The following is a 20,219-nucleotide window of genomic DNA, read 5'->3' as shown; positions in this document are numbered from 1 at the left end:
TCACACTACCTTTTTTAAACTAAATCTAAATTAAATTTCTCTCTACATAAAAGCTCAATATTTTTCCATCGTAAGAAATTATTCCAGAGTCAACCATAGAGCCAAGAAGATTTATATCGTTATAATCTGATTCCCATCCCAACAAATTTGCATAATAATCTTCAATTTGAGGAGATCTGCTTACATTAATAAGTCTTTTCATATCTTCAAGATGTTGTGGTGTTTTTGTTGGCATTCCTTCGGCAATAATTATTAATTTATCGTCTTTGAATTCCGAATCAATTCTTATACTTTTTGTGTCGTACATGAAAAAATAACTTAAAATTTCCGACACGATTAATTTTGCTTTTTTCTCTTCGTTACTAATCATCGTTTTTTAACCTCACTCTCATTAAAAAATTATCCATTTCACTAAATACAGGAACTAAAATTCCTGCGACAAATCCTCCTGAAAAGCCATTATTGTACAAATTAACTCCGCCGTGAACAACTCCTATGTTTAAAACCATAGCCATGTGCAAAAATCCAGCTAAAATACCTCTGAAGAATCCAAACTCACCAGCAATTGGAGCAAGAGTCGTTCCAAATAACGCTGCCAAAAGACTTGATGTCGATAGTGGATTAACTGTATTTAATATTGATGCCAAGAATACACCGATTAAAATTGGTATAGTGTTTTTAGGGTGTTTACCAAATGCAGAAAAACCTGTCACGGTAAAAATACCGCCAATTACTGGACCACTTATATTTCCACCCACAATAATGATGTAGGTCGTCGCTATTAGCCCCATAATGCCCATATTAAACCATCAAGAGCTATAAAATCTGTCGCCAATCTACCAGAATTGTACATTATATTTTGATATCCATGAAAAGACAAATTGTTTTTTACAAATCCCAATAAAAATATTGAAATAAATAGCAAATACAAAAATATTATTATTCTAATATCATTGACAGGGTATACTAAATTAACAGATTTTATGGTTACATTGAACATTCTCAGAATTCCTACATAAAGCATTCCTACAATTCCTGCTGTAAATCCCATATTGTATAAGTTATAACCTTGATGAAATCTAAGAAAAGTTCCAGAAAGTGGTACCATTATCATTCCTATACTTATTCCGACAATGTAACTTATTATAATCGAATGCACAGGGGATAGACTAGAATTGAATGCTATTTCGCTAATTAAAGGGCCCAATGCGCTCCCAAATAATGCAGGAAGTATTACGGATGCTCTTGATGTGTTTTCTATTTTCGCATATATCAACACTCCAATAGTTATTGGAATTGTGTTGAAAATATTTTTGCCGAAAAAAGCAAACCCAGTCATCGTGAAGATAGCCGCAACTCCTGGACCGGAAATAACAACCTTAAAATTATGTGATAGAAGAGTTGACAATAAACAAATTAAACCGGCATTAAAAAACGCAGCTCCAATGTTTGCCAAATACATATAGTCAGTAATTAAAGTACAAGGACTTTTAATTATAGTTATCAAACCGTTAAAAATTTCTGTGGGAGAATTAAACAAAAATGCTACTGCCATCAGCAAACCGGCCAATGTGTAAAGAAGTTTATAAATTCCCTTTGAGTGAAAAACTTTTTCTTTCTCTTTCATAAGACCTCCATTTATAATTTAGTATATTTTATTATAAAGAAGTGCAATTTTCAACAAAAAAGGAGCGATAATAATATATCACTCCATAAAAATTAATTAGGCTTATTTAATAGTCTGTTTTTTAATTCTTGTTCCATTGCCATTAATTCTTGTTTTGCTTTAAGTCTATTTTCATGACCTTCGATTTGAATATTACGGACTTCATCTAATGCACTGATGAGTTGTTCGTTTGTGTGTCTAATTGTTTCTACATCGACGATTCCTCTTTCAGTTGCTTTTGCAGTTTCGATAGTGCTCATCTTCAATGTGTCAGCGTTTTTACGCAACAAATCATTGGTCAAATCAGTAACTTTCTTTTGAGCTTCTGCTGCTTGAGAGTTATGGTAAACGCCTAATGATAAAACCATTTGGTTTTTCCAAATAGGGATAGTATTTACTATTGTAGATTGGATTTTTTCAACCATGACAGCATTTGAAGATTGAACCATTCTTATTTGTGGAGCCATTTGTAAACTTACCATTCTCGTAAGTTCAAGATCGTGCAATTTCTTTTCAAATCTTGTAGCCAAATCTCTCAAATCATTTGCTTTTTGTGCAGTGATTGAGTTCGGAGAATTTTCAGCTTCTCTGAGCATATTAGGAAGTTCTTCATTTCTTACTTGATCTAATTTCTTTTGTCCAGCAAGAATGTACATGCTTAATTCCTTGAAATATTGTTCGTTTAGCTTGTACATTTGGTCTAATAATGAAATATCTTTCATCAAAGTGATTTGATGATTTTCCAAAATTTTTGAAATTTCATCTACATTCTTTTCAGCCTTTTCGTAGTTTGCTCTCAATGCAGTAATTTTGTTGGCGCCTTTTTTGAAAAATCCAAACACACCTTTATCTTCAGTTTCGTCAAATGATTTTAATTCTGTAACTACGGAAGATAAAAGATTACCAACTTCTCCCAAATCTTTTGTCTTTACTGAATTTAATGTTTTTTCAGAGAAACTAGCGATTTTCTTTTGTGCTCCAACTCCGTATTGTAAAACTATGTTGGAATTAGATAAATCAATTTGTTTAACAAATTCATCAACTGTTTTTTGCTCTTCAGGAGTAAGGTTAACTTTTTGTTCAAATTCTGGGTAAAAAACTTCATCTTCTTTTACTTCATCAAGCGTAGGTTCTTCTACATCTAAAGTCAATTTAATAGGTTTATCTTCCATTATTCAGCACCTCTCTTAAACATAGTATTTTTCTCAATCAATCCATCTTGTGACAACAAAGTATTCATAACTTCTATTTCTGAGTTAATATTCAAAATATCATCGCTATATAAATCAGTTAATAACTTTGAAAAAGCTTTATTGATATTTTGAATAGCATTTTTAATATCGTTTTTTGATTTTTCTACACTTATTATATCGTTCTTTTCGTTCTCAAATTGAATATAATTTTTCACCAAATTTATAGCAGTTGGAGTGTAATAATCTACGAATTTGTTAAGTCCATTGACATCAGAATTGTCGTTTTGAATTTGATTATTTATCGACACTAACAAATCTTTTAATTTAATGACATCTTGTTTGAAATCAAAATCCTTAATAGATGTGATTAAATTTTCAGTTATCGTAATATAATTAGTAATATCTCTGTTTGATTCTATCTCTTTTTGATTTTCTTCCGATTTGCTTTCATCTAAGTAATGAGCCTTGTATGCTTCGTAGCTTGTTCTATCTAACAAAAACAAATGACCGTTTTCCACAACACGAGCTTGAGGGAAGTATCTTTTGTTTATGAAATAAATTAGTTCCTTACTACATTTTTCAACAGGAAGATTAACAGCCGATGCAAAATCTTCTACGCTTAAAATTTTATTGTCTCCAATTTCTGTTTTGTATCTTAAAAATCGTTGTAATTTTGATGCGTGAATATTTGACAAAAATCCCACAACACCAAAAGCTAAGCTTACCATAATACCAGAAAACAGATCGGGTAAACTATGGGTCAACGATGAGACAGAGCCAAATAAAGTCATAGCGCCTATAGCATAACTAATATTTCTTAGTGCAAAATAACTTTTTGGATTAATCTTTTTTTGAGTTACTAATTTAGAGTCTTTGTTTGCCAGATATTGTTGTTTCGGTTTAGGCTTTAGATTAAATGTGTTCATAACTACATTTAAACCGTTTTTTGATAAATCCAACGCCATATCAATAGATTTTTCTATTATTTCACCAACTTTTGAAAAATCATTGTCACTTATAGCGTTATCTATATATTCTTCTAATTTGTTTTTCTTCATTTTACACCTTCCTATTACTATTGTATCATATATAGTAGTTGAAATTAAATGAATTTTATTTACAAAAATTCAAATTATTTTTTAAATTTTGCTTTGACTTTTAAATATTTTAAATTCAGTTTATAATAGTATTAGATTTTTAAAATAAAATACAGGAGGATATATGGAAGAAATAAGTGCAGGTGGGGTTGTTATCAATAATGGTAATGTTGCTGTGCTTAAAAAGTTCCGTGGTGAATGGGTTCTTCCTAAAGGTAGGGTAGAGAAAGGAGAAAGTTTAGAAGAAACTGCAATTAGAGAAGTTTTTGAAGAATCGGGACTAAGAGCTGAGATTGTTAAGTATATTGGATATGTAAAATACAAATATAGACACATGGACGGTACAAAAGTTCTTAAAACAGTTCACTATTTTTATATGGTAACGAAAGATAATAATATTATCCCACAAAGAGAAGAAGGCTTTGCAGAAGGAGATTTTATGAATCTCGACAAAGCTTTAAGATATGTGCGTCACAGCGCAGAAAAAAATATGATAAAAACAGCTAAATCATTTATAGAAAAAAGGTAAAGATATGAGCTTTTCATCTGATATTAAAACTGAAATAATAAGTAATCTTGATGATTACGATGTTTTGGCAATGCTATTAGCTTTTACTAAGACAATCGGAACTTTAAATTACAATTCATTGGGTGTAAAGATTACTTTAAAGACAGAAAGTAATCCCGTTGCAAGATTGATATTTTCTAATTTGAAAAAACTTTACAATTATGAGTGTGATATTAAAGTTATTCACAACAACAATCTTCGCAAGAAAAATATCTACGAAATATTAATTGATGACAAGATATCCAAACAATTTTGTGAAGATACGCATACTTCAACAAGTCCTTTTGACTTCGATCTGGGAATTGACGAAGAAATCATCAACTCTAATATTAAAAAAATTAGTTTTCTACAAGGAGCTTTTTTGGGTACGGGTTTTTGTTATGACCCATCAAAAATGTATCATTTGGAGATGATTTTCAAGCATGAAAATGTTGGTAACCTAGTTAAAGATATACTTCATAATTTTGGAATAAAATCCTCTATTTTTGAGAGAAATGAAAATTATGTATTGTATATAAAAGAAGCTGAAGCCATTTCTGATTTTTTGAGCTTAACAAAGGCTTATAATAGCGTCTTAAAACTTGAAAATGTCAGAGCTTTCAAGGATATCAAAAATAATGTAAACCGAAGATTTAATTTTGAAACGGCAAATTTGAATAAAACTGTGGATGCTGCTTTGAAACAAAAGCTTATTATTGAAAAAATTGAAAATACAATTGGTCTTGAATCGCTAGACCCATTATTGTTAGAACTAGCTTATGCCAGAATAGAAAACCCAGATGTTTCACTAAAAGAATTAGGAGAGATGATGACTCCTAAGATTTCAAAATCTGGAGTTAGTTACAGACTTAATAAACTAAAAAAAATTGCTGATGATTTATAATTGTCAGCAATTTTTCTTTTAAAATAAGCTAAATTATTATAAAATAAGGCTAAAGGAGTTTGAAATGATAGATACGTTTACGCATTTACATGTTCATACAGAATACAGTTTACTTGATGGATTTTCTCCAATCGAAAAACTTTTGGATAAAGTTGAAGAATTGCAAATGAAAGCCATCGCTATTACTGATCACGGTAGTATGTTTGGAACAGTAAAGTTTTATAAGGAATGCAAAAAAAGAAATATAAAACCTATTATTGGTTGTGAAATCTACACTACTAATAAGGATCATAAAATCAAAAATCCAGAAAATAAATTCTACAATCATTTAGTTCTTTTGGCTAAAAATCAAATAGGTTATTCTAATTTGATGAAAATTGTGTCACTTGGATATGTTGAAGGATTTTATTATAAACCAAGAGTAGATAAAGATACTTTGAGAAAATATTCTGAGGGAATCATTGCTTTGTCTGCGTGTTTGAAAGGAGAAGTACAAGAATCTCTGATTAGATATGGATACGACAAGGCAAAAGATGTCGCAAAGGAATTACAAGATATTTACGGAGAAGATTTTTACTTAGAATTACAAAACCATTCGTCACGAGAAGATATGGTTGTTATGGAAAATATTCCAAAAATAGCAAATGAATTAGACATTGGTCTTGTGTGTACGAATGATGTTCATTATATTGAAAAAGAAGATTATAAAATACACAATATTTTGATTTGCCTCCAAACGGGAAAAACAATCGAAGAAGAAAATAAAATGAGCTACATTCCAGGAGAATTTTTCTTAAGAAGTGAAGAACAAATGAGAGATTTGTTTATAGATTATCCTGAAGCAATTGAAAACACGAAAAAAATTGCAGAAATGTGTAACGTAGAACTTGAATTTGGTAATCTTCATCTGCCTTATTTTGCAATTCCTGACGGCTTTACAAACAGTAGCTATCTGAAAAAACTCGTCTTTGATGGATTAGAAAAAAGATTTGCAAATGATGACAGATTAGAAGAAGCGAAAGAAAGATGCGAATATGAACTATCTGTAATTGAAAAGATGGGGTATGTCGATTACTTTTTAATCGTTTGGGATTTTATTAGATTTGCAAAATCACAAGATATTCCTGTTGGCCCTGGACGTGGTTCTGCGGCGGGAAGCATTATAAGTTATTGCTTAGAAATTACAGATATCAATCCACTAGATTACAATTTAATTTTCGAAAGATTTTTGAATCCTGAACGTGTTTCTATGCCAGATATCGATATAGATTTTTGTTATGAAAGAAGAGAAGAGGTAATAGATTACGTCGTAAATAAGTATGGCGAAGATAAGGTTGCCCAGATTGTAACTTTTGGAACTATGGCAGCAAGAAATGCAATTAGAGATGTTGGAAGAGTTCTTGCCATGGATTTCAAAACTGTGGATGACACTGCAAAGAAAGTTCCGAATCTTCTAAATATTAATATAGACAAATCCCTTGAGATTTCTCCAGAATTTAGAAAAGCTTATGAAGAAAACCGTGATGTAAAAAAACTAGTAGACGTTGCACGAAGAGTTGAAGGAATGCCACGTCACACATCAACTCATGCTGCAGGTGTGGTTATTTCCAAACTTCCAATTATGGAATACGTTCCGTTGGCAATTAACAAAGATGCAGTAATTACACAGTTCAATATGACAGAACTTGAGGAACTTGGTCTGTTGAAGATGGACTTTTTGGGTCTTAGAACTTTAACAGTAATAAGTGATTGCATGAAATATATCAAAAAAAATAAAGACATAGATGTAAGTTTTGAAGATATGAACGAAAATGATCCGAAAGTTTTGTCGATGTTTACAGTTGCACAAACTTTGGGAATATTTCAATTTGAATCTCAAGGCATGAGAAACTTTTTAAAAGAATTAAAACCAACTAAATTTGACGATTTGATAGCGGCTAATGCTTTGTTTAGACCTGGTCCAATGAATGAAATTCCAACTTATATTCACAACAAACACAACGAAGAAGATGTTGAATATTTATCTCCATTACTTGAAGATATTTTGAAACCGACTTATGGTACGATTGTCTACCAAGAACAAGTTATGCAAATTGTACAAAAAATTGCGGGATTTAGCTTGGGCGAAGCGGATAATTTGAGACGTGCGATGAGCAAGAAAAAAATGAAGGTCATGGAAGATGGTAGGAAAGAATTTATCTTTGGAAAAGAAGATGAAGATGGCAATATTCTGATTGAGGGAGCAATTAGAAGAGGTGTTGAAGAAGATGTTGCAAATAAAATCTACGACTTAATGATAGATTTCGCAAAGTATGCATTCAACAAATCTCACTCTGCAGCTTATTCATTAGTTGCAATGAGAACGGCTTGGCTAAAATATTATTATCCAGTCGAATTCTTAGCTGCACTTATATCTTCAGTTATGGGTAATACTTCACAACTTTCATTGTATATTGAAGAAGCAAGAAGACTTGACATAAAAATTGAGGCACCTGATATCAATTACAGTCTGGATAAGTTTGATGTTGAAGATAATTCTATAATTTATGGATTGAAAGCTATAAAAAATGTAGGAACGAACTTAATCGATCAGACAATTATTTCGAGAAATGAAAATGGTAAATTCAAAAGTTTCAGAGATTTTGTGGAAAGAATTTATGCAAAGGACAAATCAGCTATAAATAAAAGATCTATTGAATCGCTAATAAAAGCTGGAGCATTTACATCTCTAGGGGAAACTAGAGCGACACTAATGCTTCAATACCAATCTATCATTGACTCAGTTCAATCGGGATTAAAAAACAACGTTCCTGGACAATCTAATTTGTTTGATATGTTTGAGTCAAACGATGACGATGATCGTGACGATTTCACTAGAAGAGAAGAATTCGACAAATCAGAACTTTTGAGAATGGAAAAAGAAGTATTGGGTATATATTTATCAGACCATCCTTTAAGGGCGTATTCAAATATTATAGGAAAGTATTCTAATTTTTCTACAGGAGATTTGGAAGATGATGCCTACAATGAAAAAAACTTCGACGGGAAAAGAGTCAAAGTCGTAGGAATTGTTGAATCAATTAATAAAAAATTTACAAAAAACCAAAAAATAATGGAATTTGTGAAATTTGAGGATTTGTATGGAACTATGGAGCTAATAGTTTTTCCACAAAAGTACGAACAATATTCCGATATTTTAAATGAGGATGAGATTTTAATTGTAACCGGTAGACTTAATATTATTGAAGGTGAAGATCCAAAAATTTTGGTAGATAACATTCAAAGTATAAAATCTATTTCAAGCGTTGAAAAACTAGATGAAACAGAACCAAAACTATTTTTACGAATTACAAAAAATATGCCAAGTTATATCTTGGATAAGGTCAAACCAATACTGCTTAATAGCAAAGGGAATACTCAATCAAATATATTTTTTGAAGAAAAAAAACAAAACTACTTGCTAGGCAATGAATTTAGAATTTCTTGTGAAGATGATACTATTGATGAATTAGTTTCATTATTAGGAAGAGAAAATGTAGTTTTAAAATAGAGGGTAAATATGAAAACAATAGCAATACTAACAAGTGGTGGCGATGCACCAGGCATGAATGCGTGTATTCGTTCAATAGCTAGAACTTGTATATACAATGGAATAAGAGTAATGGGAATAAGGTCTGGATATGACGGTCTTATGAACGGAAATATTTACGAAATGAATGTGTCTTCCGTTGCAGATATTATTCACAGAGGCGGAACTATTTTAGGTTCAGCAAGGTGTAATGAATTTAAAACAGAAGAAGGTCAAAAAAAGGGAGCACAAATTTTAAAAGATTTCGGAATAGATGGGCTTGTCGTTCTAGGTGGAGATGGTTCATTCAAAGGGGCAAGTGCACTTAGTAAAATAGGAATCTCCACGATCGGAATTCCTTGTACGATTGATAATGACATGGGATACACTGATTATACAATTGGATTTTTCACGGCTGTTGAAACAGTAAGTGATGCTATATCGAAATTAAGAGATACATCTTCAAGCCATGGTAGAGCAAACATTATCGAAGTTATGGGAAGAAATTGTGGAGATATTGCATTATACTCAGGAGTAGCATCGGGAGCGGAATCAATCCTAGTTCCAGAAGTAGAATTAAATATAGATGAAGTTACAGAAAAAATCGAAAGAGGAAGAAAAAGGGGAAAGCTACATCATTTAATTATGCTTGCTGAAGGAGTAGGTGGAGCTTACGATATTAAAAATATGATTGAAGAAAAAACAGGCGTTGAAACGAAAGTTACTATATTAGGTCACGTTCAACGTGGAGGAACACCATGCACATTTGATAGATTGATGGCAACTCAGATGGGAAATCTAGCTGTGAAATTAATAATGGAAGAAAAAACAGACTTAGCAATTGCTATGAAAGACAACAAGATAATCACAGTTCCAATAGATGAAGCAGTAGCAACAAAAAGAAAATTCAGAGAAGATTTGTATGAAATATCTAAGGAAATCTCAATATAGAGAGGAGTAAATATGCTAAAGAAAACTAAAATAGTCTGTACTATAGGTCCGGCATCAGACTCTGTAGAGACTTTAAAAACATTGATGCAAAGTGGAATGAATGTGTGTAGGTTGAACTTTTCACATGGAAGTCATGAAGAACATTTACAAAGAATAAAAAACATAAAACAAGCAAGAGAAGAATTGGATATGCCAATAGCTATAATGTTGGATACAAAAGGTCCCGAAATTAGATTGGGAGATTTTGGAGTTGATCAAGTTCAACTTTCAATTGGTGATCAATTCACATTAACTACAAGAGATGTAATTGGAGATCAAAATATCTGTTCTGTGAGCTACAGAGGACTTCCAGATGATTTGGATATCGGGAAAAAAGTATTGATAGATGATGGATTAGTTGAATTAGAAGTTGTAGAAATCAAAGATACAGATGTGATTTGCAAAGTCAACAACTACGGTATTTTGAAGAGCAAAAAAGGAGTCAATATTCCTAATTCAAAAGTAAAATTACCAGCGATCACTGAAAAAGATATTTCAGATATAAAATTTGGAATTGAAAATGGAATTGATTATATAGCTGCATCTTTTATCAGAAAATCACAAGACGTATTAGATATTCGAAAAATTTTAGAAGAAAATAACGGAAATGACATAAAAATCATTTCTAAAATTGAATCACAAGAAGGCGTGGATAATTTGGACGAAATAATCAACACTTCTGACGGAATAATGGTTGCAAGAGGAGATTTAGGCGTAGAAATCCAAACTGAAATTATGCCTATTGTTCAAAAAGAAATAATCAAGAAAACTTCATTAGCTGGAAAACCAGTTATTACTGCGACACAAATGTTGGACTCTATGATTAGAAATCCGAGACCAACAAGAGCAGAAGTTACAGATGTAGCGAATGCTATTTTGGACGGTAGCGATGCGGTTATGCTTTCTGGAGAGACAGCAGCAGGAAATTATCCAGTAAATGCTGTAAAAGTAATGAACGATATAGCAATTAATACTGAAAATTCTGAAGAATTTAAAGAAGCTGCAAACAAAAGATTGAAATGGTTGGACATTACAACTACGAATGCAATAAGTATTGCAACTAGAAGTATTAGTGAACAACTTGGAGCGAATGCAATTGTAGTTGCTACAACTTCAGGTTCAACAGCTAGAAATGTTTCGAAATATCGTCCATTATCTCCAATAGTTGCAGCAACTACATCAGAAGGAGTAATGAGAAAACTATCTTTGATTTGGGGTGTTCATCCAGTTCTTAGTGAATTGAGCGAAAACACTGATGAAGTAATCGATAGATCTATTTCTGCAGGAATCAAAAAAGATTTGGTTCACGAAGGAGATTTAATTATAATTACTGCGGGACTTCCGGTTGGAGTTTCTGGAACTACAAACTTGTTAAAAGTTCACACAATTGGAGATATTTTGATTGAAGGAACAGGAATTGGTAAAAAATCTGTCACTGCAAAAGCAAGAGTTGCCAAAGGAGTAGAAGATTTGGCTTCTAAATTTGAAGATGGCAATGCAATTGTATTGTACAGTTTGGAAAGAGAATTCGTTCCATATATTCAAAAAGCTTCTGCAATTATTGTAGAAGAAGGTGGACTTACATCACCTGCTGCAATAGTTGGCTTGCATTTGGGAATTCCAACGATTGTAGGATGTGAAGATGCTGTAAGTAAAATCAAAGATCAAGAAATCTTGACTATTGATCCAATAGCTGGGTTAGTTTATCGCGGAGCAGCCAAGATTTTATAACAGTAATGTGGTACAATAAACTTAGAGGTAGGAAATGAAAACTGTAATTTTTGATATGGACGGCGTAATAATCGATAGCGAAGTAGTTTATATTGATTTTTTCAAAAAAGTACTTGAAGATTTTGACGTCGAAATATCTGAAGAAGATTTGTTTTCTCTTGCTGGTTTAAGTCAACAAAAAACTGATGAATTTTTAGAATCAAAACTTCACAGAAAACCTGAAGAAGTATATAGTTTGATGAAAAAATACATCGAGGGTGATAAAATAAATTACAGTTCTATAGTAATGGATGGTTTCTATCCATTACTAAAAGAACTAAAACGAAAAAACTTCAAACTTGCATTAGCATCTTCATCACCAAAAAACACTATTAACATTGTTTTAGATGAATTAGATATTAAAGATGAATTTGATGCGATAATTAGTGGTGAAGATTTTGAAGAATCAAAGCCAAATCCTGAAATTTACATTAAGACATGTGAGATTTTAGGAGTAAGGCCACAGGATGCAGTTGCAATTGAAGATTCAGATTACGGTATTGAATCTGCGAAAAACGCAGGATTAACAGTGATTGCCAGAAGAGAGGATAGATTTAATTTTAAACAAGACAAAGCTGATTTTATTGTCGATAATTTGCAAGATATTAAACTTGTATTGGAAACATTTGAAAAAGAAAAAAATGGCGTTTACAAAATCAAAAGAAAGTCAAAGGAATTTGTAAAAGCGATGTTTTTTATCGACAGAGATTCGTTTAATGATGATATAGAAGATTGTGATATTTATTGTTTATATCGAAATGATAAAATGAAGTCTGCAATCATTAAAAAACATGATAAAATAATATATAAGAATGTAGAATCAGATTTGGATTATAAATCAATACTAGAAGAAATAGAAAATAAGGAAATAGATGAGATTAGATAAATTTTTAAAAAATTCAAGGATTATTAAAAGAAGAACTGTAGCCAAGACTGCTTGTGAATCCCAAAGAGTGAAAATCAACGACAAAATCGCTAAACCTGGAGACAACGTAAAAGTCGGAGATATAATTGAAATAAGTTTTGCTCAATCGGTTTTGAAGGCAAAGGTTACAGAATTAATAGATAATCCTAAGAAAGACGATGCAGATAAAATGTTTGAAACTTTAGGAGATTAAAATGAATGCCAGGGAAAATCAGATAAGAAAAAGAAGAAGAAACGTTAATAAATTTAGAATAATTGTTTCAGCGATAACTATTTTTGCTTGTATTACTTTGTTATTTACAATTTTTAAACAACAAATTCAAATCAGAAACATAAATAATGTTAAGTTGGAACAACAAACAAAGAAAGCTGAACTTGAAAAAGAAATAGTGAAATTATCTGACGATTCCAAAAATTTGGACAATCCTGAATTGATTGAAAAATACGCTAGGGAGAAATTAGGAATGGTAAAACCAAATGAAGTTTTGATCAAGGATGAAAAGGAAAAACCAAAAAAAGATACGAATTTTACGCCATCACCAACTTTCGATAAGAAGTCTGATAAATAATTATTGACACCGTTTTTTTAGTAGTATATACTGGTATATAGTATTATATTAGGAGGAAGATATTGCGTATGTCTATATCAGTGGGCGATATTGTTGAAGGTAAAGTAACAGGTGTTACTAAATTTGGTGCATTTGTAGAATGCGAAGGTGGAACCAAAGGTTTGGTTCATATTTCACAAATTTCTAATGACTACATAGAAAAAGTTGAAGATGTGTTAAAAGTTAATGATGTAGTTAAATGCAAAGTTATGAGCATTGAAGATAATAAGGTTAGCTTTTCAATAAAGGAATGTCTTCCGAAAAAAGAACACAAAAAAGAATTTTCTAAGAAAACTTATTCAGATGATGATAAGAATTCAAACAAAGAATCTTCTAAAGAATCAACTTTTGATGATTTACTTTCAAAATTTATGAAAGAAAGCAATGAAAGATTAGATTCCATCAGACAAAGAGAAAACAAAAAGTTTTCAAAGAAGAAAAAGTATAATTAGGAGTAACGCCGCAGATTAATGCGGCTTTTTTATTAGTATGGATTTAATACGTAAAATAAAAAACACTATTATAAGAGAAAATTTAATAGAAAAAAACGATAAAATTTTGATTGGATTATCAGGTGGAGCAGATTCAGTGTTTTTGTTCAATGTTTTATATCAACTAAAAGATGATTTGGATTTTGAAATAAAAACATGCCACATTAATCACTCTTACAGAGATGCTGCACTTAGGGATGAAAAATTTTCAAGGGAAATATCTGAAGAAAAAAATATACAATTTTTTTCAAAAAAAGTAGATATGAAACAATTTTCCATAGATAATTCTATTAGTTTGGAGGACAGCGGTAGAATTTTAAGATATAATTGCTTCAACGAAATCTTGGAATCAGAAAAACTTAATAAGATTGCTGTAGCCCACCATTTGGACGATCAAGTGGAGACTTTCTTTTTACATTTATTTAGAGGAAGTGGAATTGATGGATTGTGTGGAATACAATATCGAAACAAGAATATAATAAGACCACTATTGGATGTTTCGAAAAGCGAAATCCTAAATTATCTTGATGAAAATAATATTGAATATGTAACTGATGAGACAAATTTCGTGGCTGATGTCCAAAGAAATAAGATTCGACTTGAAATGTTGCCTTATATTCAAGAAAACTTCAACAGTTCTATAAATGAATCGATATATAGAACTATAAATATTTTAAAAGATTCCAAAGAAATAATTGACGATGTTACGAAATTAAAATACGAAACATTAGTCAATCAAAAATACAGTGAATATTCTATAGATGTTGATTTATTCAAAAAAGAAAAGACATCTGTTAAAAGAAACATAATCAGAAAACTTTTAATTGAATTAAATGGTTCTAACCAAGACATTAGAATGGTATATATAGACGATATTATAGAATTATTTGATTTAAAAAATGGTAGCGAATATGTATTTAAAGACTACAGTTTTTTCAAAAGTTATGATAAAGTAATAATTAGGAAAAATCTAAACAATAAAAAAAGTCAAAGTGTAAAATTTGAACTTGGGGAAATTAATTTTGGAGACTTCAAGATTAATAGCTACTTAACAAAAGATACTAATGTAAAACCTTCAAGAAACAAAATGGTGTTTGATTCTGAAATTCTATCGCATAATCTTATTTTAAGACAAAGGAAAAATGGAGATAGAATAAAATTAAAAGGATTTACTAAGAAAATTAAAGATGTATTTATTGATAATAAAGTTTTACAGATTGAACGCGATAATTATCCTATTTTTAGCGATGACGAAAATGTGTATGCTATTTTGTCGTTGAAAAGATCAAATTTGTACATGAAAAATTCTAACAGTAAAGAAGTTTTAGTTATAGAGGTGACTTATGAAAAGTAATTTATGTGATGCAGTCGAAAAGGTACTAATACCAAAATCAGAAATCGACAAAAGAATTGGAGAACTAGGAAAAGAAATTACTGAAGAATACAAAGATAAGGGAGAGCTTATTGTAGTTGGTATTCTAAGAGGTGCAGCGATGTTTATGAGTAATTTAGCATTGAATATCGACCTTGAAGTTGGAATAGATTTCATGGCAGTATCAAGTTATGGACATTCTTCAGAATCTAGTGGAACTGTAAGAATCATCAAAGATTTGGAAGAAGATATTGCCGGAAAAAATATCCTTATAGTTGAAGATATTGTGGACAGTGGATGCACATTAAATTACTTGGTTCGAAACTTAATGGATAGAAAAGCAAAATCGGTTGAGATAGCAACTCTTCTTGACAAACCTGAAAGAAGAACTAACGAAGTTGATGTTCAATTCAAAGGATTCACTGTGCCAAATGAGTTTATAGTTGGCTACGGATTGGATTTTGCTCAACAATTTAGAAATATTGAAGATATTTGCGTATTGAAGAAATCTTTTTATGAAAAGGAGATTTAATGAAAAAGGTAACTAAAAGTTTAGCGATTTACCTTGTTCCAATTATTTTAATAGCTTTTTTTGTGACTATGACTCAAAACAATACATTGAGCACAAAATATTTTACAGTCAATGAAATGATTGTAAACGTCAAGAAAGATAATGTTAAAGAAATTGTGGCAAGAGGAAACGATATAAAAGGAACTCTGAAAGATAGCAAGGGTACTCCTTTCAGAATGTATATGCCATCAGAAATGTGGGAAGTTTTTTACAATAATTATCTTAAAGAATCTGTTGAAAATAATAAGATAGTTTTGAAGACGGAAAAAGATCCTGGCAAACCATGGTATGTGGATATAATGCCAACAATATTAATTATAGTTGGGCTTGGAATAATTTGGTTTATGTTTATGAATCAAACACAAAACTCTGGAAACTCTAAGGCGATGAATTTTGGAAAATCAAAAGCAAAACTCAACCAAGATTCCAAGGAAAAAGTTGTGTTTGCTGATGTAGCGGGATTAAAAGAAGAAAAAGAAGAATTGATGGAAATAGTAGATTTTCTGAAAAATCCTTCTAAGTATATTGATATTGGCGCTAGAATTCCTAAAGGTGTTTTGTTAGTTGGTCCTCCAGGAACTGGTAAAACATATTTATCAAGAGCAGTTGCAGGAGAAGCTAAGGTTCCATTTTTCAGTATTTCTGGTTCTGATTTTGTCGAAATGTTTGTTGGTGTCGGTGCATCAAGAGTTCGTGATTTGTTTGAACAAGCTAAGAAAAACGCTCCTTGCATCATTTTCATCGACGAGATTGATGCAGTAGGTAGAAAAAGAGGAGCAGGACTTGGCGGTGGCCATGACGAAAGAGAACAAACGTTGAATCAATTATTAGTTGAAATGGATGGTTTTGGCAAAAATGAAGGCGTAATTGTAATGAGCGCCACTAATAGACCTGATATTTTGGATAAAGCGTTGTTGAGACCTGGAAGATTTGACAGAACAATTTATGTGGGACTTCCAGACGTTAGAGAAAGATTGGAAATATTAAAAGTTCACACTAAAAACAAAAAACTTAAAGCAGATGTGGATTTGGAAAATATTGCAAAAACAACTACAGGTTTTTCTCCAGCTGATTTGGAAAACTTGTGCAATGAAGCGGCACTTCTTGCAGCAAGAGATAATGAAGCAGAAATTTCAAATGAAGTATTCAAAGAAGCATCCATAAAAGTTATTGCAGGTCCAGAAAAGAAATCACAAGTTGTAATCGAAAAAGAACGTGTGCTTACTGCTTATCATGAATCTGGACATGCCATTGTATCTGGATTTTTGGAAGATAATGACAAAGTACACATGATTACAATTATTCCTAGGGGAAGAGCTGGAGGATTTACAGCATATCTTCCACAAGAAGATGCGAAGTTTATGACTAAGAGACAAATGCAACACAAATTGATTTCGTTATTAGGTGGACGTGCCGCAGAAGAAGTTGTACTGGACGATATTTCCACTGGAGCAAGTAACGATATTGAAAGAGCAACGAAAATCGCACATGCAATGGTAACAAAATATGGTATGAGTAAAAGATTGGGACCTATGATGTACGGTGGAGATGACGCTGAGGTATTCTTAGGTGAAGAGCTTGGTAAGAACAAACAATATTCTGACAAGATTGCTTATGAAATTGATTCTGAAATGAGAGAACTAATCGACGAAGCATACAATAAGGCTTTAAATATTTTAAATGAAAACATCGATTTGTTACATGCATTGGCGAACAGACTTTTAGAAAAAGAGACTATTGGACAAGAAGAATTCGAAGCTATATTTGACAAATACACTAAGACAAAAATTCACGAAAATGAACCTAAAGAATTAGTTAACGTCAGAAAAAAAGACGAAGAAATAGAAAACAACATAGATAATCAGGAGAAATAATGAACGCACAAAATATAATTAATGTGATGTATATTTTGATTTTGCTTTTTGGATTAAAGCAAATGTACAATGTATACAAAGTCAAAAAAAATATTGGTAGAGTTATCAAAAACTTTAACCAAAGAAAAAGAGTGTTGATGATGGTTGCATCATACTCAATCGTAATATTGGGATTACTATATCTTTACCAACAAAAAACATGGTTCCCTTTAATTTATATATTACTCGGGGTTATATTCATTTATTTAACATTCGAAAAAATCTCATTCACAGATAAGGGAATTTATTTCAATGGTTTTTTGGCTGAATATGAAGACATAAAACAATGGAAATACTCAAAAGACAAGAGATTTTTGGAATTAACTTTGAAAAATTCCAAAGCTACTAATAAACTTATTCCTATCAATCCAAGTGATGCTTCTGAAATGCAAGTAATCATAAAAAAGAATAAGAAAAAATAATAAAATACTTGACAACAAAACTGTGATTAAATATAATAAAAAAAACACTATTTTTGTTTTTCATAAATTGGCTTTCTTTGATTGCCAATTTTTTTTATTTTAATACATGGAGGTATTATGGATACAAACAAAATTTTTGGGATTGACACTTTTGATAAAAAACAAATGAAAGATTCATTACCATTTCCGATTTATCAAAAATGGAAAAACGCAGTTAGAAAAGAAGACTTACTTGATATTGAAACAGCAGAAATAATTGCACATGCGATGAAAAAATGGGCGATTGAAAGAGGAGCCACTCATTTTTGCCATTGGTTTCAACCGTTAAATGGATTAACAGCAAAAAAACACGATTCATTTTTGGATAGAGGAGACGATAATACTCCAATTAATAGATTTTCAGCAAAAGAATTAATTAAAGGAGAACCAGATGCTTCATCATTTCCTACAGGATCAATTAGATCAACATTTGAAGCAAGAGGTTATACTTATTGGGACTGCACATCTAACACTTTTATAGTAGACAACATAATGTATATACCATCGGTTTTTGTATCTTATGATGGGACTACACTAGACAAAAAATTACCACTACTTAAAAGTTTGGACTATTTGTCAGATTACGCTACAAAACTTTACAACGAAATTTCTGATGAACACTGCTACAGAATGAAAGTCAAAATCGGATTAGAACAAGAATTCTTCTTAATAGATGAAAATGTATACAAACAAAGAATAGATTTGATTAATACAGGAAGAACACTTTTAGGAGCACAAGCACCAAAATCACAAGAACTTACTGACCATTATTTCGGTTCAATTCCACAAAGAGTTGAAGCATTCTACAAAGATTTTGACGAAAAATTATTCAGGCTTGGAATATACGCAAAGACAGAACATAACGAAGTTGCTCCAAATCAATTCGAAGTAGCGATTCTTTTTGAAAATGCGAATATTTCCGTAGATGATAACCACTTAGTTATGGAAATACTTAAAACTACTGCAAGGAAACACCATTTAGTATGCTTATTGCACGAAAAACCATTTAAAGGAGTAAATGGATCCGGTAAGCACAATAACTACTCTTTAGTTACAAATCACGGTAGAAATGTATTTTCACCAAAAGCTGATATGGAAAATGACCTTGTATTTTTGATATTCACAGCATGTTTGATAGAAGCTGTAGACAAATCACAAGCACTTTTAAGATCCGCATCTTCAACTACTTCCAACGACTATAGATTAGGAGGAGATGAAGCGCCTCCATCAATAATATCTATGGATTTGGGGCAAGATATTGAAGAAACATTTAACTCTCTTATGAATGAAGAAGAAATTGTCAGAAATTATCCTGAATTTTCGATAAATAGATTTGATTACATTCCACCAAATATGACAGACAGAAATAGAACAAGTCCATTTGCCTTCAGTGGAAACAAATTTGAATTTAGAATGTTAGGCTCTTCAAATAGTGCAAGCGATGTGAACATAGTTTTAAATACAATGTATGCAAATGCAATTAAAAGAGTATATGAAAAATACAAATCTCAAAATGAGAATATAGAACAATTTATTAAATCAGAAGTTGTCAATATTTTGAAAAATCACAAACATATTTTGTACAGACAAGACAACTACACAGAACTTTGGAGAGAAGAAGCAAAGAAGAGAGGTTTATTGGATTTAGTTCATTATTTTGATTCTTTGTATTCCTTAATTTCAGAAGAATCTATCAAGGATTTTTGTGGTATACTAAGTGAGGAAGAATTACATGCAATCTACGATGTTGGATTGGAAGATGTAATAACAACTCATGGAATTGAAGCGAAGACTTTGATTTATATGTTAGATAAATTTGTTATTAATGCTTTCTCAAAGCAACTTATTCAAAACAGCAATTTAATCGAAAAATGTGGAATTAATAGTTTGGATTCTACACAAGAAAAATTGAAAAATGGTTTGAATGAAATTATTGACAAAAGAAATAATTTGGAAGAAATGATACAAAAATCTGATTTTGAATCTAAATACGATAAGGCTAAATATTTTCAATATGAAATTAGTCCATTAATTGAAGAAATCAGAGAAATACACGACAGTCTTGAAAAATTTGTCTACAAAGAAAATTATAGTTTGTGTGATATTCAAGACATATATTCATCATTAATATAGTTATAGGAGG

General features: G+C 31.1%; 19 protein-coding genes. 14 read left to right on the top strand and 5 right to left on the bottom strand.

Going from position 1 to position 20,219, the window contains the following annotated elements; genetic code table 11:
• Window positions 1-25: 25 nt before the first annotated feature.
• The 5 genes from B9N53_RS04125 to B9N53_RS04110 form a co-directional block, all read right to left on the bottom strand.
• Window positions 26-370: a hypothetical protein gene (locus B9N53_RS04125; protein WP_094203810.1), complete on the bottom strand. Its 345-nt coding sequence runs from the start codon at window positions 368-370 to the stop codon at window positions 26-28.
• The gene (locus B9N53_RS09295; protein ID WP_242432397.1) at window positions 363-791 is read right to left on the bottom strand and encodes a DUF1576 domain-containing protein; all 429 of its coding nucleotides are present in this window, start codon (window positions 789-791) and stop codon (window positions 363-365) included. Before B9N53_RS09295 ends, B9N53_RS04125 begins: the two co-directional genes overlap by 8 nt.
• A complete protein-coding gene (locus B9N53_RS04120; protein WP_242432396.1) occupies window positions 782-1,627 on the bottom strand; it encodes a DUF1576 domain-containing protein in 846 nt (281 codons plus the stop codon). Before B9N53_RS04120 ends, B9N53_RS09295 begins: the two co-directional genes overlap by 10 nt.
• A 92-nt stretch (window positions 1,628-1,719) precedes the next feature.
• Entirely contained in the window at window positions 1,720-2,838 is a 1,119-nt protein-coding gene (locus B9N53_RS04115) for a toxic anion resistance protein (protein WP_094203809.1), read from the bottom strand.
• Complete coding sequence (locus tag B9N53_RS04110; RefSeq protein WP_094203808.1) at window positions 2,838-3,917, bottom strand: 5-bromo-4-chloroindolyl phosphate hydrolysis family protein; 1,080 nt, start codon at window positions 3,915-3,917, stop codon at window positions 2,838-2,840. Before B9N53_RS04110 ends, B9N53_RS04115 begins: the two co-directional genes overlap by 1 nt.
• 163 nt (window positions 3,918-4,080) lie before the next feature.
• Between B9N53_RS04110 and B9N53_RS04105 the strand changes: the two genes are divergently transcribed.
• From B9N53_RS04105 to B9N53_RS04040, 14 genes are all read left to right on the top strand, one after another.
• The gene (locus B9N53_RS04105; protein WP_002836712.1) at window positions 4,081-4,485 is read left to right on the top strand and encodes an NUDIX hydrolase; all 405 of its coding nucleotides are present in this window, start codon (window positions 4,081-4,083) and stop codon (window positions 4,483-4,485) included.
• Window positions 4,486-4,489: 4 nt separating this feature from the next.
• Window positions 4,490-5,407, top strand: coding sequence for a DNA-binding protein WhiA (gene whiA, locus B9N53_RS04100; protein ID WP_094203807.1), 918 nt, complete (start codon window positions 4,490-4,492; stop codon window positions 5,405-5,407).
• Window positions 5,408-5,471: 64 nt separating this feature from the next.
• The gene (locus B9N53_RS04095) at window positions 5,472-8,957 is read left to right on the top strand and encodes a DNA polymerase III subunit alpha (RefSeq protein WP_094203806.1); all 3,486 of its coding nucleotides are present in this window, start codon (window positions 5,472-5,474) and stop codon (window positions 8,955-8,957) included.
• A gap of 9 nt (window positions 8,958-8,966) precedes the next feature.
• Window positions 8,967-9,926 carry a 6-phosphofructokinase gene (pfkA, locus tag B9N53_RS04090; RefSeq protein ID WP_094203805.1) on the top strand — a complete coding sequence of 320 codons (960 nt, stop codon included), beginning with the start codon at window positions 8,967-8,969 and terminating at the stop codon, window positions 9,924-9,926.
• A gap of 12 nt (window positions 9,927-9,938) precedes the next feature.
• A complete protein-coding gene (gene pyk, locus B9N53_RS04085; RefSeq protein ID WP_094203804.1) occupies window positions 9,939-11,696 on the top strand; it encodes a pyruvate kinase in 1,758 nt (585 codons plus the stop codon).
• A 34-nt stretch (window positions 11,697-11,730) separates the two neighbouring features.
• Window positions 11,731-12,621 (top strand): HAD family hydrolase, encoded by an 891-nt coding sequence (locus tag B9N53_RS04080; protein WP_094203803.1) that lies wholly within the window; start codon window positions 11,731-11,733, stop codon window positions 12,619-12,621.
• On the top strand, window positions 12,608-12,853 hold the full coding sequence (locus B9N53_RS04075) for an RNA-binding S4 domain-containing protein (RefSeq protein ID WP_094203802.1): 246 nt from the start codon (window positions 12,608-12,610) through the stop codon (window positions 12,851-12,853). The genes B9N53_RS04080 and B9N53_RS04075 overlap by 14 nt, the downstream gene beginning before the upstream one ends.
• 1 nt (window position 12,854) lies before the next feature.
• Window positions 12,855-13,229 carry an FtsB family cell division protein gene (locus tag B9N53_RS04070; RefSeq protein WP_094203801.1) on the top strand — a complete coding sequence of 125 codons (375 nt, stop codon included), beginning with the start codon at window positions 12,855-12,857 and terminating at the stop codon, window positions 13,227-13,229.
• Between the two features lie 68 nt (window positions 13,230-13,297).
• Window positions 13,298-13,720, top strand: a complete 423-nt coding sequence (locus tag B9N53_RS04065; protein WP_094203800.1) for a S1 RNA-binding domain-containing protein — start codon at window positions 13,298-13,300, stop codon at window positions 13,718-13,720.
• A 37-nt stretch (window positions 13,721-13,757) separates the two neighbouring features.
• The gene (gene tilS, locus B9N53_RS04060; RefSeq protein ID WP_094203799.1) at window positions 13,758-15,113 is read left to right on the top strand and encodes a tRNA lysidine(34) synthetase TilS; all 1,356 of its coding nucleotides are present in this window, start codon (window positions 13,758-13,760) and stop codon (window positions 15,111-15,113) included.
• On the top strand, window positions 15,103-15,663 hold the full coding sequence (gene hpt / locus B9N53_RS04055) for a hypoxanthine phosphoribosyltransferase (RefSeq protein WP_094203798.1): 561 nt from the start codon (window positions 15,103-15,105) through the stop codon (window positions 15,661-15,663). Before tilS ends, hpt begins: the two co-directional genes overlap by 11 nt.
• Window positions 15,663-17,576, top strand: a complete 1,914-nt coding sequence (gene ftsH, locus B9N53_RS04050; RefSeq protein WP_094203797.1) for an ATP-dependent zinc metalloprotease FtsH — start codon at window positions 15,663-15,665, stop codon at window positions 17,574-17,576. Before hpt ends, ftsH begins: the two co-directional genes overlap by 1 nt.
• Window positions 17,576-18,037 carry a DUF5673 domain-containing protein gene (locus tag B9N53_RS04045; protein WP_094203796.1) on the top strand — a complete coding sequence of 154 codons (462 nt, stop codon included), beginning with the start codon at window positions 17,576-17,578 and terminating at the stop codon, window positions 18,035-18,037. The genes ftsH and B9N53_RS04045 overlap by 1 nt, the downstream gene beginning before the upstream one ends.
• A 117-nt stretch (window positions 18,038-18,154) precedes the next feature.
• Entirely contained in the window at window positions 18,155-20,209 is a 2,055-nt protein-coding gene (locus B9N53_RS04040; protein WP_094203795.1) for a glutamine synthetase III, read from the top strand.
• The last annotated feature ends 10 nt before the right edge of the window (window positions 20,210-20,219 follow it).

The organism is Finegoldia magna (assembly GCF_002243175.1).
Taxonomy (GTDB): domain Bacteria; phylum Bacillota; class Clostridia; order Tissierellales; family Peptoniphilaceae; genus Finegoldia; species Finegoldia magna_J.
Note: the sequence above shows the minus strand (reverse complement) of the source record. Positions and strands in the feature narration are given on the sequence as shown.